This window comes from Mesorhizobium sp. M0058, assembly GCF_040323095.1.
Lineage (GTDB): Bacteria > Pseudomonadota > Alphaproteobacteria > Rhizobiales > Rhizobiaceae > Mesorhizobium.
Window position 1 is genome coordinate 280489 of sequence record NZ_JAMYUQ010000006.1, and the last position, 21758, is coordinate 302246.

At 63.5% G+C, this 21758-nt stretch carries 22 protein-coding genes, 1 tRNA gene and 1 pseudogene; 13 read left to right on the forward strand and 11 right to left on the reverse strand.

Annotated elements, in window-relative coordinates; translation table 11 throughout:
- The first annotated feature begins 35 nt into the window (after window positions 1-35).
- The 4 genes from NKJ75_RS12580 (at window position 36) to NKJ75_RS12595 (ending at window position 5904) form a co-directional block, all read left to right on the forward strand.
- Entirely contained in the window at window positions 36-776 is a 741-nt protein-coding gene (locus tag NKJ75_RS12580) for a pyridoxine 5'-phosphate synthase (protein ID WP_023690926.1), read from the forward strand.
- 77 nt (window positions 777-853) lie between these two features.
- Window positions 854-2767 (forward strand): potassium transporter Kup, encoded by a 1914-nt coding sequence (locus NKJ75_RS12585; protein ID WP_023823130.1) that lies wholly within the window; start codon window positions 854-856, stop codon window positions 2765-2767.
- A 141-nt stretch (window positions 2768-2908) separates the two neighbouring features.
- On the forward strand, window positions 2909-4828 hold the full coding sequence (locus NKJ75_RS12590; RefSeq protein WP_352445548.1) for a potassium transporter Kup: 1920 nt from the start codon (window positions 2909-2911) through the stop codon (window positions 4826-4828).
- A 35-nt stretch (window positions 4829-4863) separates the two neighbouring features.
- On the forward strand, window positions 4864-5904 hold the full coding sequence (locus NKJ75_RS12595) for an SDR family oxidoreductase (RefSeq protein ID WP_352499736.1): 1041 nt from the start codon (window positions 4864-4866) through the stop codon (window positions 5902-5904).
- 50 nt (window positions 5905-5954) lie between these two features.
- Here the strand turns inward: NKJ75_RS12595 and NKJ75_RS12600 are convergent, their stop codons facing one another.
- Entirely contained in the window at window positions 5955-6845 is an 891-nt protein-coding gene (locus tag NKJ75_RS12600; protein ID WP_352499737.1) for an SDR family oxidoreductase, read from the reverse strand.
- 138 nt (window positions 6846-6983) lie between these two features.
- Between NKJ75_RS12600 and NKJ75_RS12605 the strand changes: the two genes are divergently transcribed.
- Complete coding sequence (locus NKJ75_RS12605; RefSeq protein WP_023744646.1) at window positions 6984-7418, forward strand: winged helix-turn-helix transcriptional regulator; 435 nt, start codon at window positions 6984-6986, stop codon at window positions 7416-7418.
- A gap of 47 nt (window positions 7419-7465) precedes the next feature.
- Complete coding sequence (locus tag NKJ75_RS12610; protein WP_023744647.1) at window positions 7466-8794, forward strand: FAD-dependent oxidoreductase; 1329 nt, start codon at window positions 7466-7468, stop codon at window positions 8792-8794.
- On the opposite strand, the pseudogene NKJ75_RS12615 reads toward NKJ75_RS12610, so the two are convergent.
- A pseudogene (locus tag NKJ75_RS12615) lies at window positions 8724-9385 on the reverse strand (glutathione S-transferase family protein); the annotation flags it as partial. The gene NKJ75_RS12610 and the pseudogene NKJ75_RS12615 sit on opposite strands and share 71 nt — an antisense overlap.
- 37 nt (window positions 9386-9422) lie before the next feature.
- Complete coding sequence (locus tag NKJ75_RS12620) at window positions 9423-9728, reverse strand: Rieske (2Fe-2S) protein (RefSeq protein ID WP_023690332.1); 306 nt, start codon at window positions 9726-9728, stop codon at window positions 9423-9425.
- Window positions 9729-9823: 95 nt separating this feature from the next.
- Between NKJ75_RS12620 and NKJ75_RS12625 the strand changes: the two genes are divergently transcribed.
- The 3 genes from NKJ75_RS12625 to ilvC all read left to right on the forward strand — a co-directional run bounded on the left by NKJ75_RS12625 (window position 9824) and on the right by ilvC (window position 12134).
- Complete coding sequence (locus tag NKJ75_RS12625; protein ID WP_023731255.1) at window positions 9824-10282, forward strand: MarR family winged helix-turn-helix transcriptional regulator; 459 nt, start codon at window positions 9824-9826, stop codon at window positions 10280-10282.
- A 143-nt stretch (window positions 10283-10425) separates the two neighbouring features.
- On the forward strand, window positions 10426-11091 hold the full coding sequence (locus NKJ75_RS12630; protein ID WP_502903860.1) for a TetR/AcrR family transcriptional regulator: 666 nt from the start codon (window positions 10426-10428) through the stop codon (window positions 11089-11091).
- A 23-nt stretch (window positions 11092-11114) separates the two neighbouring features.
- Window positions 11115-12134 carry a ketol-acid reductoisomerase gene (gene ilvC, locus NKJ75_RS12635; RefSeq protein WP_023744650.1) on the forward strand — a complete coding sequence of 340 codons (1020 nt, stop codon included), beginning with the start codon at window positions 11115-11117 and terminating at the stop codon, window positions 12132-12134.
- Between the two features lie 80 nt (window positions 12135-12214).
- On the opposite strand, the gene NKJ75_RS12640 is transcribed toward ilvC, so the two are convergent.
- Window positions 12215-12499, reverse strand: coding sequence for a PilZ domain-containing protein (locus NKJ75_RS12640; protein WP_023685169.1), 285 nt, complete (start codon window positions 12497-12499; stop codon window positions 12215-12217).
- A 169-nt stretch (window positions 12500-12668) separates the two neighbouring features.
- Window positions 12669-13262: a BA14K family protein gene (locus NKJ75_RS12645; RefSeq protein ID WP_023744651.1), complete on the reverse strand. Its 594-nt coding sequence runs from the start codon at window positions 13260-13262 to the stop codon at window positions 12669-12671.
- A 157-nt stretch (window positions 13263-13419) separates the two neighbouring features.
- Between NKJ75_RS12645 and NKJ75_RS12650 the strand changes: the two genes are divergently transcribed.
- Both NKJ75_RS12650 and NKJ75_RS12655 read left to right on the forward strand, forming a co-directional pair.
- A complete protein-coding gene (locus NKJ75_RS12650; RefSeq protein WP_023744652.1) occupies window positions 13420-14532 on the forward strand; it encodes an endonuclease/exonuclease/phosphatase family protein in 1113 nt (370 codons plus the stop codon).
- 5 nt (window positions 14533-14537) lie between these two features.
- Window positions 14538-15257, forward strand: a complete 720-nt coding sequence (locus NKJ75_RS12655; RefSeq protein ID WP_023744653.1) for an NUDIX hydrolase — start codon at window positions 14538-14540, stop codon at window positions 15255-15257.
- Here NKJ75_RS12655 and NKJ75_RS12660 read toward each other — a convergent pair.
- From NKJ75_RS12660 to NKJ75_RS12675, 4 genes are all read right to left on the reverse strand, one after another.
- Window positions 15254-15496: a hypothetical protein gene (locus tag NKJ75_RS12660; protein ID WP_023744654.1), complete on the reverse strand. Its 243-nt coding sequence runs from the start codon at window positions 15494-15496 to the stop codon at window positions 15254-15256. The two genes, NKJ75_RS12655 and NKJ75_RS12660, sit on opposite strands and share 4 nt — an antisense overlap.
- Window positions 15497-15625: 129 nt before the next feature.
- Window positions 15626-16843, reverse strand: coding sequence for an ABC transporter permease (locus NKJ75_RS12665; protein ID WP_023685173.1), 1218 nt, complete (start codon window positions 16841-16843; stop codon window positions 15626-15628).
- Window positions 16840-17544 carry an ABC transporter ATP-binding protein gene (locus NKJ75_RS12670; protein ID WP_023744655.1) on the reverse strand — a complete coding sequence of 235 codons (705 nt, stop codon included), beginning with the start codon at window positions 17542-17544 and terminating at the stop codon, window positions 16840-16842. The genes NKJ75_RS12665 and NKJ75_RS12670 overlap by 4 nt, the downstream gene beginning before the upstream one ends.
- 4 nt (window positions 17545-17548) lie before the next feature.
- On the reverse strand, window positions 17549-18835 hold the full coding sequence (locus NKJ75_RS12675; RefSeq protein ID WP_023744656.1) for an efflux RND transporter periplasmic adaptor subunit: 1287 nt from the start codon (window positions 18833-18835) through the stop codon (window positions 17549-17551).
- A 113-nt stretch (window positions 18836-18948) separates the two neighbouring features.
- Between NKJ75_RS12675 and NKJ75_RS12680 the strand changes: the two genes are divergently transcribed.
- A complete protein-coding gene (locus NKJ75_RS12680) occupies window positions 18949-19857 on the forward strand; it encodes a PhzF family phenazine biosynthesis protein (protein ID WP_352499738.1) in 909 nt (302 codons plus the stop codon).
- 106 nt (window positions 19858-19963) lie between these two features.
- Window positions 19964-20039, forward strand: a tRNA-Lys gene (locus tag NKJ75_RS12685).
- Between the two features lie 169 nt (window positions 20040-20208).
- On the opposite strand, the gene NKJ75_RS12690 is transcribed toward NKJ75_RS12685, so the two are convergent.
- Window positions 20209-20481 carry a hypothetical protein gene (locus NKJ75_RS12690; protein ID WP_155923538.1) on the reverse strand — a complete coding sequence of 91 codons (273 nt, stop codon included), beginning with the start codon at window positions 20479-20481 and terminating at the stop codon, window positions 20209-20211.
- Between the two features lie 250 nt (window positions 20482-20731).
- Window positions 20732-21742 carry a nicotinate-nucleotide--dimethylbenzimidazole phosphoribosyltransferase gene (gene cobT / locus NKJ75_RS12695; RefSeq protein ID WP_352499739.1) on the reverse strand — a complete coding sequence of 337 codons (1011 nt, stop codon included), beginning with the start codon at window positions 21740-21742 and terminating at the stop codon, window positions 20732-20734.
- Window positions 21743-21758 lie beyond the last annotated feature (16 nt).

Below are 21758 nucleotides of genomic sequence, written 5' to 3' on the forward strand. Positions count from 1 at the left end.
ATAGATGCGCTGCACAAACAGCCGGACCTCACGCCATGCCCGCGAAACTCTCGGTCAATCTCAACGCCATCGCCATGCTGCGCAACCGCCGCGACCTGCCGTGGCCGAGCGTCACCGGGCTCGGCCGCCTGGCGCTGGCGGCCGGCGCGCACGGGCTGACGGTTCATCCGCGGCCCGACGAGCGCCACACCAGGCATTCCGACCTGCCGGAGATCCGGGCGCTGATCGACGACGAGTTTCCCAAGGCGGAATTCAACATCGAGGGCTACCCGACCGAGGATTTTCTGGCGCTTGTGGAAAGGCACCAGCCGGAGCAGGTGACGCTGGTGCCCGACGATCCGGCGCAGGCGACATCGGACCATGGCTGGAACTTTGCCGCCGAGGCGGCGTTCCTTATCCCGATCGTCAAGCGTCTGAAAAAAGGGGGCTTCCGCGTGTCGCTGTTTTCCGATCCGGATCCCACCGGCGTCAATGCCGCGCGCGACACCGGCGCCGACCGCATCGAGCTCTATACCGGGCCCTACGGCAGCTACCATTCCGATTCCGCCAAGGCGCGGAAGGAGCTGGAAAGATTGGGAAAAACCGCGGATGCCGCACTCGCCGCCGGGCTCCAGGTCAATGCCGGGCACGATCTGGTGGTGAACAACCTTCCGGCATTGGCAAAGCGCATTCCGGCATTGGCCGAAGTGTCTATCGGACACGGGTTGACAGCCGATGCGTTGGAGTATGGCATGGCCGGCACGGTGGGGCGGTTTCTGAAGGCTTGCGGTTGGTAGCGGTGGAAGGCTCGTGTCGAAGGTGATATCGCATGACAGCAAGCAAGGCGCACCGCGCGGTGATCGGGGAGTAGTCGATGGCTCTTTCCAGCATCGGTAGCGAGGCTGAACCCGTCGAACAACCGAACCACTCCCACACTGAACAGCACAGCACCAAAGTTCTGATGCTGGGCGCGCTTGGCGTCGTCTATGGCGATATCGGCACCAGCCCGATCTATGCCTTCCGCGAGGCGCTTCACGCTTCGCCTGGTACCGACACGCGTATAGATGTCCTGGGCGTGCTGTCGCTGATCGTCTGGGCGCTGACGATTATCGTCACCATAAAATACGTCGCTTTCGTGCTTCGCGCCGACAACAAGGGCGAGGGCGGCACGCTGTCCCTGATGGCGCTGGCGCGCAGCGCCTATCCAAAAGGCGCCAAGCTTATCCTCGGCATCGGACTTTGCGGGGCGTCGCTTTTTTTCGGAGACGCTATCATAACTCCGGCCATTTCCGTGCTGTCGGCAGTTGAGGGCCTGGAAGTGGTGACACCGACGCTGGAGGCCTATGTCGTTCCGATCACCTTGGTCATCCTGGCATTTCTGTTCTCCGTGCAGCGCTTCGGCACGGGGAAGGTGGCGGCAGTATTCGGGCCGGTGACGGCGCTATGGTTCCTGGCCATCGGCGTTTCCGGGCTCTACCACCTGATGGACGATCCTTCGGTGCTGTTGGCGATCAACCCGTATTATGCGATCGCCTACTTAGCCGGCACGCCGACCGCCGCTTTCGTGACCGTTGGTGCAGTGTTCCTGGCGGTAACGGGGGCCGAGGCGCTTTATGTCGACCTTGGACATTTCGGGCGCAAGCCGATCGTGCTCGCGTGGTTTTCCGTGGTGTTTCCTTGCCTGCTGCTCAACTACTTCGGCCAGGGCGCCTTTGTATTGGCGAATGGCGGCAGGCCGACCAATCCATTCTTCGAGATGTTGCCGGATTGGGCGCTGATGCCAATGGTCGGCTTGGCAACGGCCGCCACCGTGATCGCCAGTCAGGCGGTGATCTCGGGTGCTTTTTCGCTGGCACGCCAGGCAGTGCAACTCAACCTGCTGCCCCGCATCGAGGTGCAGCACACGTCCGAAATGCAGAGCGGCCAGATTTATATGCCGCGCGTCAACCTGCTCATCGCCCTGGGAGTGATGCTGCTGGTTGTCGGCTTCGGCAGCTCGAGTTCGCTGGCTTCCGCTTACGGAATTTCGGTGACCGGCGAGATGCTGATGACAACCATTCTGCTGTTCGTTGTCATGCGCAATTTGTGGAAATGGCAGCTTGGGCTCGCCCTGGCATTGGCGCTGCTGTTCGGCACCATCGACATGGGTTTCTTCCTGGCGAATGTCGTCAAGATCGTGGAAGGCGGATGGGTGTCAATATCCGTTGCCTGCCTCATGGGGCTGATCATGACCACCTGGATACGCGGCAGCCGCTATCTCTTCGACAAGACCCGGCGCAACGAAATCCCGCTCGATTTCCTCGCCGGCAATCTGTTGAAGAAGAAGCCGCAGCTGGTGTCCGGCACCGCCGTGTTCCTGACCAGCGATCCGCAAAGCGCGCCGACAGCGCTGATGCACAGCCTGAAGCACTACAAGGTGCTGCACGAGCAGAACGTCATTCTGTCGGTGGTCACCGCACCGCAGCCGCTGGTGCCCGACAGCGAACGGGTCAAGATGGAGACAGTCAACGAGTTGTTCATGCGGGTGACGCTGACCTTCGGCTATATGGAGCAGCCCAACATTCCGCGCGCGCTGGCGATCTGCCGCAAGCAGGGCTGGAAGTTCGACATCATGACGACGTCGTTCTTCCTGTCGCGGCGCTCGCTCAAGGCATCGCCCAATTCCGGCATGCCGGTGTGGCAGGACAAGCTGTTCATCGGGCTCGCCCGCTCGGCGGCCGATGCGACGGAGTATTTCCAGATCCCGACCGGACGTGTGGTCGAGATCGGCACGCAGGTGGCGATCTGAGGTTTCCGGCAGCCTTTGACGCCACGCACCGGTCATTGCGGGGCAAGCCCTGCGCTGGGAACATGGTAGCCCTACCGTCACGGCACTTGATATTGCATCGCAGCAAGCGTAGAGCACCGCGCGCTTATCGGAGTGTCGTCCATGGCCCTTACCAATGCTGGTATTGAGGCAGAACCCGTCGAACAATCGAGCCATCCCGAAATCGAACAGCACAGCACCAAAGTTCTGATGCTGGGCGCGCTCGGTGTGGTCTATGGCGACATCGGCACCAGCCCGATCTACGCCTTCCGGGAAGCGCTTGTTGCGTCCTCCGGCGGCGAAATCGCCGAGCGCGGCGATATTCTGGGCGTGCTGTCGCTGATCATCTGGTCGTTGACGATTATCGTCACCATCAAATACATCATGTTCGTGCTCAGAGCCGACAACCGAGGCGAGGGCGGCGTGCTGTCGCTGATGGCGCTGGCGCGCGGCAGTTTCCCGACCCGCTCGGCGATCATCCTGGCCATCGGTGTTGTCGGCGCGTCATTGTTCTTCGGTGACGCCGTCATCACGCCGGCAATCTCGGTGCTTTCGGCGGTTGAAGGCATGAATGTCGTTACCCCGACCTTCCAGCCCTATGTCGTGCCGCTGACGCTGGTCATCCTGGCGATCCTGTTTTCGGTGCAGCGCTTCGGCACCGGCGGCGTGGCGCTGATCTTTGGCCCGATCACGGCGGTCTGGTTCCTGGCCATCGGTCTTTCGGGCTTGAACCACATCATCGCCGATCCCGAAATCCTGTGGGCGGTCAGCCCGCACTACATCGTCGCCTTCCTGATCAATTCGCCCGATGTCGCCTTCGTCACCATCGGCGCCATCTTCCTCGCCGTCACCGGTGCCGAAGCGCTTTATGCCGATCTCGGCCATTTCGGCCGCAAGCCCATCGTGCTCGCCTGGCTGGCCATCGTGTTTCCCTGCCTGCTGCTAAACTATGCCGGGCAGGGCGCTTTCGTGCTGGCGAAGAACGGTCACGTCGGCCATCCATTCTTCGAGATGAACGAAGGCTGGACGCTGATCCCGATGGTGGTATTGGCAACCGCGGCGACGGTCATCGCCAGCCAGGCGGTCATATCGGGCGCCTTCTCGCTGACCAGGCAGGCGGTGCAGCTCAATATGCTGCCGCGCCTCGAAATCCTGCACACGTCGGAACGGCAGTCGGGCCAGATCTACATGCCGCGCGTCAATGTTTTGCTGGCGTTGGCGGTGATGTTGCTGGTCGTCGGTTTCGGCGAATCGAGCAAGCTCGCCTCCGCCTATGGCATCTCGGTGACCGGCAACATGCTGGTGACGACGGTGCTGCTGTTCGTCGTCATGACCCGCATCTGGAAATGGCGGCTGTGGGTGGCGGTCGCCATGACGGCGCTGTTCGGCTTCATCGACATCGGCTTCTTCGCCTCCAACATCGTGAAGGTGTTCGAGGGCGGCTGGGCGTCGCTTGCGGTGGCCTTCACCATCGTTCTGGCGATGTGGACCTGGGTGCGCGGCAGCCGCTATCTGTTCGACAAGACCCGGCGCAACGAAATCCCGCTCGATTTCCTCGCCGGCAATCTGCTGAAGAAGAAGCCGCAGCTGGTGTCCGGCACCGCCGTGTTCCTGACCAGCGATCCGCAAAGCGCGCCGACAGCGCTGATGCACAGCCTGAAGCACTACAAGGTGCTGCACGAGCAGAACGTCATTCTGTCGGTGGTCACCGCACCGCAGCCGCTGGTGCCCGACAGCGAGCGGGTCAAGATGGAGACAGTCAACGAGCTGTTCATGCGGGTGACGCTGACCTTCGGCTATATGGAGCAGCCCAACATTCCGCGCGCGCTGGCGATCTGCCGCAAGCAGGGCTGGAAGTTCGACATCATGACGACGTCGTTCTTCCTGTCGCGGCGCTCGCTCAAGGCATCGCCCAATTCCGGCATGCCGGTGTGGCAGGACAAGCTGTTCATCGGGCTCGCCCGCTCGGCGGCCGATGCGACGGAGTATTTCCAGATCCCGACCGGACGTGTGGTCGAGATCGGCACGCAGGTGGCGATCTGAGGGTCTCGAACGGATAAATCGTCGAGGAGGCTAATATGAGCGGCGAATTGGTGCTGGTCACCGGCGGGTCCGGCTTCCTCGGCGCTCACTGCATCCTCGAACTGTTGAAGGCCGGCTACCGCGTCCGCACCTCCGTGCGATCGGCCAGGCGCGAAGCCGATGTGCTCGCCATGCTCAAGGCAGGTGGCACGGAGCCCGGTGACGCCCTTTCATTCGCCCATGCCGATCTGATGGCCGACGCAGGCTGGCCGGCGGCGGTGGCCGGCTGCGATTACGTGCTGCATGTCGCATCGCCTTTTCCGCCCGGCGTGCCCACGCATGAGGATGACCTGATCCTTCCGGCGCGCGAGGGCGCGTTGCGCGTGCTGCGGGCGGCGCGGGATGCCGGGGTCAGGCGCGTCGTGCTCACCTCATCCTTCGCGGCCGTCGGCTATGGCAAGATGCGCGCGGATGGGCAGCCTTTCAACGAGGAAAACTGGACCGATCCGGCAGGCAAGGTCAGCGCCTATGTGAAGTCCAAGACGCTCGCCGAGCGCGCGGCCTGGGATTTCATCGCCGAGCAGAGCGGCGCGCTGGAGCTTGCGGTCGTCAATCCCGTTGGCATCTTTGGACCGGTGCTCGGCGCGGACCATTCGACCTCGACCGAATTTGTCCAGCGCATGCTGAACGGCGCCGTGCCTGGGCTGCCGCGCCTGTCCTTCGGCGTCGTCGATGCGCGCGACGTGGCGGATCTGCATGTTCGCGCCATGACCCACCCCGCCGCCAAGGGCGAACGGTTCCTGGCTGTCGCCGGCGATTTCATGACGGTGCGCGAGATCGCGCGGACCCTGAAGACGCGGCTCGGGCCGGCGGCGTCGCGCGTCTCGACGCGGGAGTTTCCCGATTGGCTGGTGCGCATCATCGGGCTGTTCAATCCGGAAGCGGCACAACTCGCAACGGAACTGGGCAAGATCAAGAACGCCACCAACGCCAAGGCGGTGCGCGTGCTCGGCTGGGCGCCACGCTCGCGCGAAGATGCTTTGATTGCCACGGGCGAAAGCCTGATCCGGCTGGGACTGGTCAAGCGACGTAAGTAATTGTGCGGGAGGCCGGACCTTAAGGGCTCGGCGTCCCGCAATGGCAGCTTTCAGCCGGCCAGTGCAGCCTTGTTCGTCTCCAGAAACTGCTTCAGCGGCACCGACTTTCGGCCGGAGAGTTTTTCGACCGCGTCGGTCACCATGCCGAGGTCACCGGCGCGGGCGGCGGCGTCGAATGAAACCAGCACCTTGGCGAAGGGTTCAGGCAGGCCGGCCGACTTCATTCCCTCGGTCAGGGCTTCGTCGGAAAGCTGGATGACCTTGATCGGCTTGCTGGTGACCTCGGTGACCAACGCCGCCACTTCGGCAGCCGTATACGCACTGGGGCCGGTGAGCGTGTAAGTCGCGCTTTCGCTGCTGTCCGAGGCGAGCCCCGCTGCGATCGCCGCCGCGAAATCGTCACGCGTGCCGTAGGAAATGGCGCCGTCGCCGGCGGAGGTGTACCACTGACCCGACGCCAGAACCTGCGGCAACGCCATGAACAGGTTCTCGTTATACCAGCCATTGCGGAATATTGTGTAGGGGATCCCGCTCGCCTTGATCGCCTGTTCGGTGTCGTAGTGGTCGGGCGAGAAAACAACCGGCGAACCAGGCTCGGGGTTGGGCATCGAGGTGTACAGCAGGTGGCCGACGCCAGCCTGTTTGGCCGCCGTCACCGCCGCAAGCTGCTGCTCGCGCCGCTTCCCCTGTACCTCAAGTTCGTTGGTCGAGATGACGAGTGCCCGGTCGGCTCCCGCGAAGGCCTCGGCAAGCGATTGCGGGTCGTTGAAGTCAGCGGCTCTGACGACGACGCCGCGCGCCGCCAGATCGGCAAGGTTGGCGGGTGTACGGGTGGTGGCGATGATGCGGTTTGCGGAGATCTTTAATGTGTCCAGCAGGTGGTTGATGACGCCGCGGCCAAGCTGGCCGGAAGCGCCGGTGACGAGAAGGGTTGCGGTCATGGGGGATCCTGAAATTGCGCCGGGTGGCGGGTGCTTCTGACAGTCTCAAAAAGAGACCAGCACTAAAATAAGAATTGACCGGCCACCGTAAAGAAGGCAGTTTTTAGGGAGGTAGGCACCGCCAGGGAACCAGCAGCCATGGACGGCAAGGTCGTCAATCTGAGAACCAAGCTCAATATATTCAAAGCCACCAGCGATGGCGCAAACATTGCCGATTGCCCGGTTCGCGACGTGATGCAGGGCGTGAACGGCAAATGGAGTTCGCTGCTGATGGCGGCGCTCGCAGAGCAGCCCTATCGTTTCGGCGAGTTTCGGCGCCTGGTGCCCGACATCTCGCAGCGCATGCTCACCCAGACGCTCCACGATCTGCAGCGCGACGGCTTTGTTCATCGCGAAGTGTTCCCGACCAAGCCGCCAAGCGTCGAATACAGCCTGACCGATCTCGGCCGTTCGATGTTCGGCGCCTTGCATCAATTGATCCTGTGGGCCGAACTCAACCATGGTGCGGTGCGCAAGGCGCGCGCTGCCTTCGACGCCGGTGGCTATATTTTGGTCCATGCAGCAAAGGCTTGATTTGACAATGGCGCTGAAGGATTGTCCGGCCAGTAGTTGGGCGGGCAATGGAAAAATCTCTCGACATCGCGATTGCGGGCGCCGGCCCGGCGGGGCTCGCCACCGCGCTCTATCTCAAGCGCGCGGGCCACAACGTCACCATCTTCGAACGTTTCGAGGAACCCAAGCCCGTCGGTTCCGGACTGATCCTGCAGCCGACCGGGCTGAGCGTGCTCGCCGATCTCGGCCTGCTCGACGACATTCTGGCGCTGGGGAGCCGCATCGAGCGTCTGCATGGCGCCGATGCCTCGAGCGGCCGCACCGTGCTCGCCGTGCGCTACGATGCGCAGCCTGGCGGCCGTTTCGGGCTGGCGGTGCACCGGGCGGCGTTGTTCAACGTGTTGTTTCGCGCCGCGCAGCGCCAAGGCATCGCCATCGAAACCAGTGTCGAGATCGAGGCGCTGGACGTCGGTGAGCGGGCGATCCTGATCTTCGACCAGAACCGAACGGTGGGGGGCCGCAGGGCAGGGCCGTTCGACCTCGTGGTCGACGCCAGCGGCTCGCGTTCGAAGCTGCGCCGGTGCCTCAACGATCCGGCCGAGCCGCGGCAGCTCACTTACGGCGCGTTCTGGGCCTCGCTCGGCTGGCGCCAAGGCTTCGACGAAAATGCGCTGCTGCAGCGCTACGACAAGGCCAGCGTGATGATCGGCGTCCTGCCGATCGGCCGACCGGAACCGGGCGGGGACAAGATGGCGGCGTTCTTCTGGAGCCTGAAGCCGGCGGATGCCGAAAACGTGCGCGCGGCAGGGCTCGACGCATGGAAGGCGCGACTGGTCTCGCTGTGGCCACAGTGCGAGGCGTTCACCAGCCAGATCGACAGCTTCGACCAGCTGTCGCTGGCGCGCTACGGCCACCACACGATGAAGCTGCCGGCCGGCCGCAGGCTGGCCGTGATCGGCGATGCCGCGCATTCGACCAGCCCGCAGCTCGGGCAAGGCGCCAACATGGCGCTGCTCGACGCGGCAGCACTCAGCCATGCCTTGGCACAAACGGGCAACGTCGAGGCAGCGCTGGAAAGCTACGCCCGGGCGCGGCGATGGCATGTTTGGATCTTCCAGCTGCTGTCGCTGGCGCTGACGCCGTTCTACCAGTCGGACGGCACGATGCTGCCCTTCTTCCGCGACAGGCTGGTGGCAACCATCGCCAAAATCCCGCCAGTGCCAAGCGTGCTTGCCTCGATGGTGGCCGGCACGCTGATCGATCCGTTCAGGCGGATCGGGCTAGAGGAGGTGCACTGGCCAGATCATCCGGCGGGATCAGGGTCGAGAGAAACGAATTTCTCGCACGCAGGAATAGACGCAGCCGCTGCGGATAGCCCGGCGCCACGGCACCCTTGATCGAGGCGCGTTCGCTCAACGCCTTGCGCCAGGCCTGGACCAATGGCTTGCCGTCCAGAATGCCGAAATTGCCGATCCCGTCGAAGGCGTCGAGATAGCGGAAGACCGGGCCGTAGACGGCGTCGACAAGGCAAAAGCGCTCGCGTTGAACCACGGTCCGGTCTGGTCGGCCAGTTCGTCCTCCAGACGATCGAACATGGCCGAAAGTGCCGTGGACTCTGCCAGGAAGGCGGCCTCCGTCGAAGCCGAGTAGAACCGGCCGATGGTGTTCAATGTCGCCGAGCCGAACTCGATCCAGGCGCGATGCCGGGCACGGGCGTAGGCGTCGGCCGGATGCAGAGGATTGGCTTGCGTCTCCTCGAGGAATTCGAGAATGACGGCGGATTCGAAGATCACTGTCTTCTCGCCATTTGCGTGGACGATCAGCAGCGGCACCTTGCCCAGCGGCGAAATCGCCTTGAACCAGTCCGGCTTGTTGGCGAGGTCGATGGTGACGCGTTCGAACGGCACGCCCTTCTCAGTCAGCGAGATCGCGGCGCGCTGGACATAGGGGCATAGATGATGGCTGACGAGAATGAGCTTGCCAGTCATTTCATTCTTATCAGGCATTTCATTCTTCTCAGGCATGTCACTCTCCCCAGACATAGTTCAACGCGCCGTCCTCGACGCGCGTCGACAGGAACATCAGTCGCGACGCTTTTGGCGCCGGACCTTCGATCCGGTCGCCTGATGTCATGTCGAAGGCGGCGCCGTGCCACTGGCAGACCAGCTTGCCGTCCTTGCAGTCGAGCGGCCCGCCGAAATGCAGGCAGACATTGGCGGCGGCGCGGATGCGCTCACCGCTGCGCCAAATATGGACCTCGCGGCCGAAGAATGGCGCGATCAGGCTGCCCGTCTGTGGGACGTCGGCGACTTTGCAGATTTCGTGTTTCATGGATCTTTCCCGGATTGATGCAATTGCATGCATATAGATGCAAGTGCATTGACCGTCAAGCTTGATGCAACTGCATCTATCGCCTAGGATGGGTCATGACCAAAACAACCACGCCTTCGCCCGAAGCCGTCAAGGCCTGGGCCCGCCTGATGCGGGTTTCGCGCCAGCTCATCGAAAAGGCGGAAGAGGCTTTGAAGACCAGCGGCTTGCCGCCGCTCGACTGGTATGACGTGCTGCATGAACTCGCCGAGGCGGGCGAGGGCGGGCTGCGGCCATTCCAGCTGACCGAGCGCACTCTGTTTGCGCAGTACAACATCTCGCGGCTCCTGGCGCGCCTCGAGGCCGATGGACTGGTCGAGAAGCTCAGGGTTGCCGATGACGGCCGCGGCCAGACCATCCGCATCTCGGCCAAGGGCCGTCAGACGCGGCGACGGATGTGGGCTGTCTATGGACGGTCGATTGCGGAATTGGTCGGCGCAAAACTCTCCGCGGAGGAGCTGAAGATACTGGCGAGCCTGCTTGGAGAGCTGCGCCATCCGCCCGCCGATGATTGATCCGTCAGAATCTCGTGGTTTGCTCGGCGGCTCTCACGTCGACGATTTTTCTACCTAACCCCTTGCGTCGAGCACAGGATTGCGCAATATGCCGAACCGTAACGTACGGTACGCCGTTTGAGGCGACCCGGCGAGCTCATCGAATGGGCAGGAAATTGTTGCAGGCAAGGGCCGAGATCGATACCAGCGAAGTGCTGACAGAGCGGCAAACGGCCGTCCTGGACGCGGCTTTGCGGCTGCTGGTCGAGAAGGGCGACAATCTGACCATGACGGCGGTGGCGCGCCGCGCCAGCTGCTCGAAGGAAACGCTCTACAAATGGTTCGGCGACCGCGACGGACTGCTGACGGCGACCGTGCAGTGGCAGGCATCGAAAGTGCGCGTGGTGCCGGTCGACGGTGAGCGGCTCGATCTTGCCTCGCTGACGGCAAGCCTGGAAGGCTTCGCCTCGGACTGGCTGAAGGTGATTTCGAGCGATACCTCGATCGCGCTGAACCGCGTCGCGGTCGGCCATACCGGATCCGGAAAGGACGATCTCGGCGCGATCGTGCTGGAGAATGGCCGTTTCGCGCTGGCCAGACGGTTGAAGCCGGTGCTGCTTGCCGGCAAGCAGGCCGGGCTGCTCGACTTTACGGACGCCGAAATGGCGTTCCGGACCTTTTTCGGGCTGGTCGCCCGCGACGTGCAGATCCGTCTCCTGCTCGGCGACCGGCTGGAATTGACTGAAGCGGCGATCGGCGGCGATGCCGCCCGGGCGACGCAGCAGTTTCTCGCTCTTTATGGAGCAAAAACCGGGCCGCAAGGCCTCTAATCTCTGTGGGAAGGAAGCAAAAGATGCGTGTCTATTACGATCGCGACGCCGATCTCAATCTGATCAAGGGCAAGAAGGTCGCCATTATCGGCTATGGCAGCCAAGGCCGGGCGCACGCGCTCAACCTCAAGGATTCCGGCGCCAAGGAAATCGCCATCGGCCTCAAGGCTGGATCGGCGACCGCCAAGAAGGTCGAGGCCGACGGGCTCAAGGTGATGAGCGTGACGGACGCTGCCAAATGGGCCGATTTGATGATGATGGCGACGCCTGACGAATTGCAGGCCGACATCTACAAAAACGAAATCGCGCCAAACATTCGTGACGGCGCCGCGATTGCCTTCGCGCACGGCCTCAACGTGCATTTCGGCCTCATCGAGCCGAAGTCGACCGTCGATGTCGTCATGATCGCGCCGAAAGGCCCCGGCCACACGGTGCGCGGCGAATACCAGAAGGGCGGGGGCGTGCCGTGCCTGGTCGCCGTCAACCAGGATGCTTCCGGCAACGCGCTCGATCTCGCTCTGTCCTACGCCTGCGGCGTCGGCGGCGGCCGTTCGGGCATTATCGAGACCAATTTCCGCGAGGAATGCGAGACCGATCTGTTCGGCGAGCAGGTCGTGCTCTGCGGCGGCCTGGTCGAACTGATCCGCGCCGGTTTCGAGACCCTGGTGGAAGCCGGCTATGCGCCCGAAATGGCCTATTTCGAGTGCCTGCACGAGGTCAAGCTGATCGTCGACCTGATCTATGAAGGGGGCATCGCCAACATGAACTACTCGATCTCGAACACAGCCGAATGGGGCGAATATGTCTCTGGCCCGCGCATTATCACCGCCGAGACCAAGGCCGAGATGAAGCGCGTGCTGAAGGACATCCAGACCGGAAAATTCACCTCGGAGTGGATGCAGGAATACCGCGCCGGCATGTCGCGCTTCAAGGGCATCCGCCGCAACAATGACAGCCACCAGATCGAGGAAGTCGGCGCCAAGCTGCGCGCCATGATGCCCTGGATTTCCAAGAACAAGCTGGTCGACAAGGCCAAGAACTAACCCGCAGTCGTCGGGATTGGGAGCAAAGAGCCGGCGGAGCGATCCGCCGGCTTTTGATGCCGGTTTATCGATCAGGATACTCAGCCATAGTGCCAATGCGGCTTCGGCTCGGTGCCGGTGAACTCGACGCCGATGCGGTCGTCGCGGCGCCAGCGCACGATGGCCTTGTAGCCGATGCCGTCGACCGGCACATAGAGCAGGAACTCGTCCGGCACGCGCGCGTCTATAGACACTTTCAGCTCGGCGCCGCCGGCATGCATGTTGCGCACCGTGCACTTGACCTCGGAATTGGTGAGGCCGGTCAGAATCGTCGCGCCTTTCAGCACGCGCTGCCGGTGTTTGTTTCGCAATTCGTTGTCGGCCATGACGGCACGTCCTTCGCGACCGGATCGGCGCGATCGTCAGATGGGGCACGATATCACGGATAGGCTGAGCCGATAAACATATGGTTAGCGGTGACCGAGACCAGCCGTCTTTCCCAAATGAAAACGGCGCCGCGATGGGGCGGCGCCGTCGTTTATTGTCGTTTATAGTTCAGCTGTAGGGCGACCAGCATTGCTGGCGCGGGCCACCATAGGGCTGGAACGTGTTGTCCCAGGCCCGGTAGGACCGATAGCGGTCGTAGCACCACTGTACATGGGCGCTGGACAGACGCTGCGTGCGGTAATAGCGGCGGGGCGCCGGCTGCACGTAATAGCCGTCATTGTAATAGCCGTTATTGTAGTAGCCGTTGTTGTAGATGCTGCCGAGGCCGAGACCCAGGCCGAGGCCGAGAACTGCTGCGGCGCCGGTGTCAAAATCACGGCCGCGATGGTGGCGGTGATGGCGCCAGCGCCAGTTGTCGCCGCCGTTCCAGTTGCCGCCATTCCAATTGCCGTTGTTCCAGTTGCCTGACCGGGCAAAGCGACGGCTGTCGTGGCGGCGCCACTGCCAATCGTTGAAGGAGCGGCGGTCATTGCCGCCCGCCCAGCTGTCGCGAACCGGTGTGATGTCAGACAATGCGGTGCTTGCCGGCATCGACAAGTCCGGCTGCAGGATCGGGCCCGCGGCGGATGGCGCCGTGAGACCCGAGAAAAGACCGAGCGCTAACAGCCCGGATTTGACTGTGGACGAAAAGAGCGAGCTCATTGCACTCTCCAAGTGATACAGGCCCCACGCCCGGATACCCCAGGGAAGTGGCCTATTGATGGACCTTGGCGTCTGAACGGAGGATGAACAGAAAGGTTCCATCAGCCATGACGAGCAGCCCTTGTTTTCATTGGCGCTTGCGGGCAAAGGTCAGTCCATGTCGCTGCGCCTCGCCACTTTCAATGTCGAAAACCTGATGAACAGGTTCGATTACTCGGGCTTCCGCAACCAGCTCAACGAAGACCGCACGCTGGCGCTTTTCGACATTCAGAGCGAAGCCGAATACCGGATGCTGGAGCAGGCGCGCGCCATCGCGCAATCCGACGATACGCGCCAGTTGACCGCGCTCGCCATTGCCGCCACCCGTGCGGACATCATCTGCATGCAGGAGGTCGACAACATCGAGGCGCTGAAGGCCTTCGAGTACGGCTATCTCTTCAAGATGGTGGGCGAGGGTTACCGGCAGAAATACACCACCGCCGGCAATGATTCGCGCGGCATCGACGTTGCCGTGATGATGCGCAACGAGACAGCGCAAGGTCAGCCGATCGAATTCGTGCGCATGACCAGCCATGCCTATGTCACGTTCGAGCAGTTCGGGCTGCACACGCCCGAACTCGAGGCGCTCGGCAACCTGGCCAATGAACGCATCTTCCGGCGCGATTGCCTGGAGGTCGACATCAAGGTCGGCGGCGTGCCGCTGACGCTTTATCTCGTCCATTTCAAATCGATGGGCTCGCCGCGCAACGGGCTCGACGGACGCGAGGCGACGATGCCGGTGCGCATCGCCGAGGCGCAAGCCGTGCGCCGCATTATCGAGGAGCGCTTCGGCAAAGAGCACGCAGCCGACAAAAACTGGGCGATCTGCGGCGACATGAACGACTACCGCCAGCGGGTGAAGATCGAGGGCGACGCTATCGACGGCTACCGCTTCCAGGTGATCGACGAGAGCCAGTCCTGTATCGATGTGCTCACCGCCGGCGGCTTTTGCGAGAATGTCGTCGAACGCCGGCCGGAGATGGACCGCTGGAGTTTCTACCACACGCGCGGGCCGAAGGAGCGGCATCTGTGCCAGCTCGACTACATCCTGCTGTCGAAAGGGCTGGCGGCGAAGAATGCGACGGCGGTTCCCGACATCATCCGCAACGGCCAGCCCTGGCGCACCATCTTTCCGGCCGGACAGGCGGTGGAGCGCTTTCCGCGCGCCGGCTGGGACCGGCCGAAGGCGTCGGACCATTGTCCCGTCGCAATTACCCTGGACATGGCTTGAGCACGGTGAGCTTCAACCTGCCGCGCAACGTCATCCTGCCCGTCGACGAAATCGACGTCCGGCTCGACCCCGGCCCGCATCCGTTCGAGCGCGACAACGCGCAGGCGATCACTGACAACTGGCGGCGCGAGGTCACGGCCAATCCGGCGTTGTTCGACGGCACGGTGGTGCTGCTCTCGGCGCTCGCCTGGCGCGACAACCGGATCGTCGGGCGTTGTCACGCGGTGAAGTACTCGACCTTCCTGCTGTGGCGAAAGAACCGGCAGGGGACGGGCGCCGAGCATGCCTATGGCCACGCCATGCTGGTCGCCGGCGACAACGCCCTGGTGGCGATCCGCATGGGCGCGCACACGGTCCCGGCCGGCAGTGTCTACTTCGCTGCCGGCTCGTTCGAGCCGATCGATTTTCGCGATGGCCGCGTCGATGTCGATTTCAACATGATCCGTGAAGTGCGCGAGGAGACCGGGCTTGACCTGACAGGCGCTGCGCGCGGCAAGCGCTACCATGCGCTGTCGACTTCGACCGGCACGGTCCTCTTCCGCCGCTACCACGTCGATGCGCCGGCCGACGAGATTGCGCGGCGCATCGGCGCCTTCGTCGCGACCGAGACCGAGCCGGAGATCGAGGGGCCGGTGATCATCCGCCACGCCGCCGACCTGCCGGAAGGGTTGGCGCCGCATATGAAGCCGCTGGTCGAGTGGCATTTTGGCGGTGGCGGGGGCTAACGGCGCGGATTGTTCTGCGCCGCCTTGCGGTTGTTGCGGGCGGCGACGAGGAACAGGATGACGCCGATGCCCAGCAATCCACCCATGACCATGCCCATCGTCTGGCCGACGACTGCCTGAAAATCGGCGGTGACACGATCGGGATTGGCCATGCCGTAGCGGGCGAGATACCACCAAAGTCCCGCAAGGGCGCCTTCGATGATCACCATCGTCAGAATCAGCCGCGCCTTCTTGCTCATTGCCACTCCTTGACCAGATGCTTTGCTCTAAAATTAGCATCGCAGACCGGACGACAACAAGTATTGCCGATGTCGACAAGCACCCATCCTTGTGGATAGCGGTTGGTTGCGGTGGAGCTGATCTGGCGCTTATTCGTGGCGCAGCGCGTCGATCGGGTCGAGCCTGGCGCCGCGCAGCGCCGGGAAGAAGCCGAACACCATGCCGATCAGCGCCGAAAAACCGACGGCGAGCAGGATGACCGCCGGGCTCGGCGCAAACGGTATGGCCAGCGTTGCCGAGGCGAGGCCGGCCAGCGCCAGGCCGATCAGGATGCCGATAATGCCGCCGAGCAGCGACAGCACCGTCGCCTCGACCAGGAACTGGATGAGGATGTGCTTTTCATGCGCGCCGATGGCGAGCCTGATGCCGATCTCGCGGGTGCGCTCAGTGACCGAGACCAGCATGATGTTCATGATCCCGATGCCGCCGACCAGCAGGCTGACGCCCGCGACGGCGCCCAGCATGCCGGTCATGGTGGTGGTGGCGCTGGCCATGGCGTCGGCGATCTGGGTCATGTCGCGGATTGAGAAATCGTCTTCGCGGTCCGGCGTGATGCGGCGGGTGTCGCGCAAAATGTCCTCGACTCGCGGCTGCAATTCGGTGGTCGGGGTGCGATCGTCGGCGGCGACGTAGATGTTGTCGATGTCGCGGTTGCCGGCGATGCGGCGCTGATAGGCGGCAAGCGGCATCAAGACGACATTGTCCTGGTCCTGGCCGAAGCCGGTATAGCCCTTGGGTTCGAGCAGGCCGATGATCTTGCACGAGGTGCGGTTGACGCGGATGATCTCGCCCTCGGGTTCGCCGGCGCCGAAGAATTGCTGGCGCACCGTTTCGCCGATCAGGCAGACGCCGGTGCCGGAGCGTGTTTCCGAATCCGAGAACGGGCGGCCCGACACCAGCTTCCAGTCGCGGGCGTCGAGATAGGCGCTGTCGGTGCCGGTGACGCCCGAGGTCAGGCTCTCGGTGCCGAAAATGACGCGGACTTGTTTCTGCGACGCCGGCGCAATGGCGCGCGCTCCGGTCAGGTGGGCTACGAGGGCGGCTACATCCTTGTCGGCCAGAGGCCGTACCGCCTGGTCGAGCCCGCCTGGTCCGCCGGTGCCTGCCGGGCGGCCGGAACGGACGACGAGCAGGTTCGAGCCGAGCTTGGCGATGTCCGACTTGACCTTGGCCGTGGTGCCCGAACCGATGGTCAGCATGGCGATGACGGCGGCGACACCGATGACGATGCCGAGCAGCGTCAGGAACGAGCGCAGCACATTGCGGCGGATGGAGCGCAGAGAGAGGCGGACGGTTTCCCAGATCATGACGCCAACTCCGACTTGGCCGTGTCGGACGCGACGTGGCCGTCGAGGAAGCGGATGGTGCGCTCGGCATAATCGGCGACATCGGCCTCGTGGGTGACCATGGCGATGGTCAAGCCGAGCTCCCGGTTCAGCCGCGTCAACAACTCCATGATCTCATGCGTGCGGGCGGTGTCGAGATTGCCGGTCGGCTCGTCGGCGACGAGCAGCGTAGGCCTGGTGACGATGGCGCGCGCGATCGCCACGCGCTGCTGCTGGCCGCCGGAGAGTTCGGCCGGCGTGTGGTGTTCGCGCCCGACCAGGCCGACCTCCGCCAGCGCCTGCATGGCAAGATCGCGGCGCTCGCGGGCCGGCGCGCCGCGATAGATCAGCGGCAGCTCGACATTTTCCGCCGCCGTGGTGCGCGGCAACAGATTGTAACCCTGGAAGACGAAGCCGATATAGAGATTGCGCAGAAGCGCCCGGCGGTTGCGGTCGAGCCGCCCGGCGTCGATGCCCATGAAGGAGTAGGTTCCGGCCGTCGGCGTGTCGAGGCAACCGATGATGTTCATCGCGGTCGATTTGCCCGAACCGGACGGGCCCATGATGGCGACGAATTCGCCACGCTGGATGGCGAGGTCGACGCCGGCCAGCGCATGGACCTTGGCTTCGCCCTGGCCATAGCTCTTCCAGACCGAGTCGAAACCGATGAGGCCCGCGGCCATGGCGTCAGCTCCGCAGCTGCGAGGTCGTGATAACCTCTGCACCTTCATCCAGCCCGGAGGTGATCTCGGTCAGTTCGCCGTCGGTGGAGCCGATCTTCACGTTGACCGGGTGCGGCCGGCCGTTCTCCAGCACATAGAGCGTGCGTGAGCCGTCGGTGGGCGCCTTCACCGGCTGGCGGCGGTTGCCGCCACGGCCCATGCGGCCGGTGAACAGATCGCTGAGGCTCCACGCGCGGGCAGCAGGTGCCGATGGCCGATAGCGAAACGCTGTTGAAGGCACGGTGAGCACGCTCTTGGCCTGCCTGGTGACGACCGAAACCGTGGCGGTCATGCCGGGCCGCAGCAAAAGCTCGTTATTGTTGACTTCCAACCGTGCATTGTAGGTGACGACGCCGTCGGTGGTGACCGAGGCGTAGGAGATGTCGCGGATCTCGGCGTCGAACGGCCGCTCGGGAAAGGCATCGACGGTGAAGCGTGCATGCTGGCCTGGTTTGACCGCGCCGATATCGGCCTCGTCGACCGCCGCCACCAATTCCATGTTCCTCAAATCGGCGGCGATGATGAACAGAACCGGCGCCTGCAGCGAGGAGGCGACCGTCTGGCCGGGGTCGACGGAACGCGTCAAGACGATGCCGTCGATCGGCGCATAGATGGTGCTCTTGGCAAGGTCGGTCTGCTGCGCCTTGAGATCGGCCTGGGCGATGGCGAGATTGGCCTGCGCACTATCGAGCGCCGCCTTGGAGCGGTCGCGCGTGGCAGTCGCCGCCTCGAGCGACTGATCGGTCGCCATGCCACGCCTGGTCAGTTCGGCCGCGCGGGTGAGGGCGCTTTCGTTCTCCTTCAGGGTTACCGTGGCGTCCTCGACATTGGCGGCAGCGGCCTTGGCCGAGGCTTCGGCGCGTTCGATCTGGACCTCGAGTTTCACCGTGTCGAGCGTCGCCAGCACGTCGCCCTTCTTGACCTGCTGGTTCTCTTCGGCCGAGACCGAGCGGATGATACCGGACAGCTCGCTTGAAATGTCGACCTGGGTGAGGGGCTGCAGCGTGCCGGTCGCCGAAACCGCGACGGTGAGGTCGGCAATGGTAGCCGGCGTGGTGGTGTAGTCGATCTTGGCCGGGGAGCCGGCAAACCACTGGTAGCCAGCCAACCCGGCGGCAAGTGCGATCAGCGCCAGCAGCGCGTAAAGCCAGCCCCGGCGGCGCGTCTTGCGCACGCCGCTCTGATCAAGCCCGAGCGCCGCCTCGATGGCGGAATCCGATTCCGTCTTTGGCAGATTGACAAGCTGGTCCACGCCGGACCCCTATGAAAGCGTAATGTCCCTAGTTGTGCACAGATCAGGCTTGGTGGTTCGAATATCAAATTAAATTTCGGCCATGTTCGGATTGAGGCGGAAGGTTTTTCAAGATGCAGACCCGCAATTACTTGCTCTACGATGTGTTTACGACGGAGCGGCTGGCCGGCAATCCGCTGGCTGTCGTACTCGACAGCCAAGGGCTGGATACAGCCGCCATGCAGGCCATTGCGCGCGAGTTCAACCTGTCCGAATCGGTCTTCGTGCTGCCGCCGGACAATCCAAAACATCGCAACCGCATCCGCATTTTCACGCCCGACTATGAGATGCCGTTCGCCGGACATCCGACAGTTGGCGCCGCGATCGCGCTGGCCGAACTGACAGGCGAGGGCGAAGCCGGCATCTTCGTGCTGGAGGAGAATATCGGCCCGGTGCGCTGCGCCGTCAGCCGGCACGATGGCGCCACCTTTGCCGAGTTCGACCTGGCGAAGCTGCCGGAGCCGCTGAAGCTCGATGCCGACCCGGAGGCGATCGGCGCCGCCCTCGGGCTGGCGCCGCACGAGATCGGCTTCGAGAATCACCTGGTGTCGTTCTGGTCGGCAGGCGTGCCTTACGTCACCATCCCGGTCGCCAATCTGGAGGCTGCGGCCCGGGTCAAGCTCGATAACCAGGCCTGGTCCGAACTGGCGCCGCGCAAGAGCGAATGGGCTTTCGCCAGCCCGTATGTCTATTGCCGCCAGACGGTGAACCATGACAGCGCCTTCCATGTCCGCATGATCGTGCCGGGCACGCCGTCCTATGAAGACCCGGCGACCGGTTCGGCGGCAGCCGCCTTTGCCGGCGCCATCATGCATTTCGATGCGCCCACCGACGGCATTTCGCAGCTGTGGATCGAGCAGGGGCTGGAGATGGGCCGCCCGTCACGTATCCGCTTGGAACTCACTGTCGAAGGCGGAAAACTGGCCTCCGCGCGCATCGGCGGCCATGCCATCAAGGTGGCGGAAGGCAGGCTGTTCGTGTGACCGCCTGCGGCAGTTCAGCGATTTGTCGGGAAATGATTCCGGCAGGGCTGGACAGGACCGGTATCGGCGGCTATATGCCCGCCAACGCCGGTTTTACCGGTCGAGTGGGTGCGTAGCTCAGTTGGTAGAGCAGCTGACTCTTAATCAGCGGGTCCACAGTTCAATCCTGTGCGCACCCACCAAATTTCTAGAAGAGTTGGTGGAAGACCTTGGAATGCCGGACGCGTTGACGCGCCTCGACATGCTGGGGCAGGTTTGCCTTAAACTCGGCGGCCGGTAAGCCGGTGCGCTATTTGGCGAAGGAGTGAAGGCCGCGCTGGATTAAGAAAAGCCCGGAAGCCGAAGCCGCCATCAATTAAAGCCAGTTTGAAACCACGGACTGGTGTCATACCCTAAGCGCGGATTATAATGATCCAGGAAGTTTTCGGCCCTATTTGACGGTCGCGCAACCACGGTGCCCGTCGATTTGCAATCCGGTTTCGCGGTCGGCTTGCTGCCAGCCTTCTTATGAGCTGTAGAACACGAGGTTGTAGCCTGAGCGGTGGCCACCTTTTTCTTCTCTTTCGCAGCAGCTGCTCCGGTAGCGGCCAATACTATTGCTACGCCAAAGACAACGAGTTTCATTGAAAACGCCCTCACCCTGCCCAATCCGTAATGATTGCGCCTGGTCACCGTTACGTCAATCACATTTTGTCGGCAACGGCGGCGAATAGTGCCAGTAAAAAGAGCCCACCACAGAAGCAGCGGGCCAACCCCAAGGTGGGGAATCTTTCAGCGGCCGTGCTGTTCGAGCCACCAGCCCGGAATGCCAGTGATCGGCCCGACGATGGTCAGTGAAGGTTCGGGCCGGCGCCCTCCCGTCAAATCGCTCTAGCTACTTCTCCGAAACACCAGCCTCGGCAAAGCTCGCCATGCCCGTGTGGCACTCCAGCGCCGAGCGGACGATGTTGACGGCTAGGCAGGCGCCGGAGCCTTCGCCGAGCCGCATGCCGAGGTCGAGCAGCGGCGGCAGGCCGAGCACTTCGAGCAGGCGGCGGTGGCCGGATTCGGCCGAGACATGGGCGGCGATGGTGTGGGCGAGGCCAGACGGGTGCAGCCGCGCCAAGGGCGCTGCCGCGGCCGTGCAGACGAAGCCATCGAGCAGCACCGGGACATTGTTGCGGCGGGCGGCGAGCGTGGCGCCGAAGGTGGCGGCGAGTTCTCGTCCGCCAAGGGCGGCGGCGATCTTCAGCGGGTCGGACAGCGCGTCGGCATGGCGCTTGAGGCCGGATTCAATGGCGGTGACCTTGCGCTTCAGCCCGGCATCGTCGACGCCGGTGCCGCGCCCGGTCCATTTTTCAGCGCCGCCGCCGAACAGGGCGGTCGAGATGGCGGCCGCCGGCGTGGTGTTGCCGATGCCCATCTCGCCGAAACAGACGAGGTCGAGGTCGTTCGTCACCGCGTCGTAGCCTGCCGAGACGGCGGCGAGGAAGGTTTTTTCGTCCATTGCCGGCACGTCAGTGAAGTCGCCGGTCGGATGATCGAGATCGAGCGGGATGACGTCGAGTTCCGCGCCGGCGATGCGGGCCAGCTGGTTGATGGCGGCGCCGCCGCCGGCGAAATTCGCCACCATCTGCACCGTCACTTCCGACGGGAAGGCCGACACGCCTTGCGCCGTCACACCGTGGTTGCCGGCGAACACGAAGACTTTGACGCGGTCGAGTTTCGGCATGTCGCGACCCTGCCAGCGCGCCAGCCAGGCGGCGAGAGTTTCCAGCCGGCCCAGGCTGCCTTGCGGCTTGGTCAGCGTGTCTTGGCGGCGGGCGACGGCGTTGGCGGCGGTATCGCTGCCGGCAGGCAGATCGAGACAGGCGGCGCGCAGTTCGTCGAATGATTTGAATGGCATGGGGAAGGAATCTCCG

Coding starts and splice junctions, on each gene's coding strand:
- NKJ75_RS12620 (WP_023690332.1), bottom strand. CDS start 9,728: ATGAAACACGAAATCTGCAAAGTCGCCGACGTCCCACAGACGGGCAGC.
- NKJ75_RS12690 (WP_155923538.1), bottom strand. CDS start 20,481: ATGAAACTCGTTGTCTTTGGCGTAGCAATAGTATTGGCCGCTACCGGA.
- NKJ75_RS12640 (WP_023685169.1), bottom strand. CDS start 12,499: ATGGCCGACAACGAATTGCGAAACAAACACCGGCAGCGCGTGCTGAAA.
- NKJ75_RS12645 (WP_023744651.1), bottom strand. CDS start 13,262: ATGAGCTCGCTCTTTTCGTCCACAGTCAAATCCGGGCTGTTAGCGCTC.
- NKJ75_RS12595 (WP_352499736.1), top strand. CDS start 4,864: ATGAGCGGCGAATTGGTGCTGGTCACCGGCGGGTCCGGCTTCCTCGGC.
- NKJ75_RS12680 (WP_352499738.1), top strand. CDS start 18,949: ATGCAGACCCGCAATTACTTGCTCTACGATGTGTTTACGACGGAGCGG.
- cobT (WP_352499739.1), bottom strand. CDS start 21,742: ATGCCATTCAAATCATTCGACGAACTGCGCGCCGCCTGTCTCGATCTG.
- NKJ75_RS12610 (WP_023744647.1), top strand. CDS start 7,466: ATGGAAAAATCTCTCGACATCGCGATTGCGGGCGCCGGCCCGGCGGGG.
- ilvC (WP_023744650.1), top strand. CDS start 11,115: ATGCGTGTCTATTACGATCGCGACGCCGATCTCAATCTGATCAAGGGC.
- NKJ75_RS12605 (WP_023744646.1), top strand. CDS start 6,984: ATGGACGGCAAGGTCGTCAATCTGAGAACCAAGCTCAATATATTCAAA.
- NKJ75_RS12630 (WP_502903860.1), top strand. CDS start 10,426: ATGGGCAGGAAATTGTTGCAGGCAAGGGCCGAGATCGATACCAGCGAA.
- NKJ75_RS12625 (WP_023731255.1), top strand. CDS start 9,824: ATGACCAAAACAACCACGCCTTCGCCCGAAGCCGTCAAGGCCTGGGCC.
- NKJ75_RS12670 (WP_023744655.1), bottom strand. CDS start 17,544: ATGGCCGCGGGCCTCATCGGTTTCGACTCGGTCTGGAAGAGCTATGGC.
- NKJ75_RS12665 (WP_023685173.1), bottom strand. CDS start 16,843: ATGATCTGGGAAACCGTCCGCCTCTCTCTGCGCTCCATCCGCCGCAAT.
- NKJ75_RS12600 (WP_352499737.1), bottom strand. CDS start 6,845: ATGACCGCAACCCTTCTCGTCACCGGCGCTTCCGGCCAGCTTGGCCGC.
- NKJ75_RS12650 (WP_023744652.1), top strand. CDS start 13,420: ATGTCGCTGCGCCTCGCCACTTTCAATGTCGAAAACCTGATGAACAGG.
- NKJ75_RS12590 (WP_352445548.1), top strand. CDS start 2,909: ATGGCCCTTACCAATGCTGGTATTGAGGCAGAACCCGTCGAACAATCG.
- NKJ75_RS12580 (WP_023690926.1), top strand. CDS start 36: ATGCCCGCGAAACTCTCGGTCAATCTCAACGCCATCGCCATGCTGCGC.
- NKJ75_RS12585 (WP_023823130.1), top strand. CDS start 854: ATGGCTCTTTCCAGCATCGGTAGCGAGGCTGAACCCGTCGAACAACCG.
- NKJ75_RS12660 (WP_023744654.1), bottom strand. CDS start 15,496: ATGAGCAAGAAGGCGCGGCTGATTCTGACGATGGTGATCATCGAAGGC.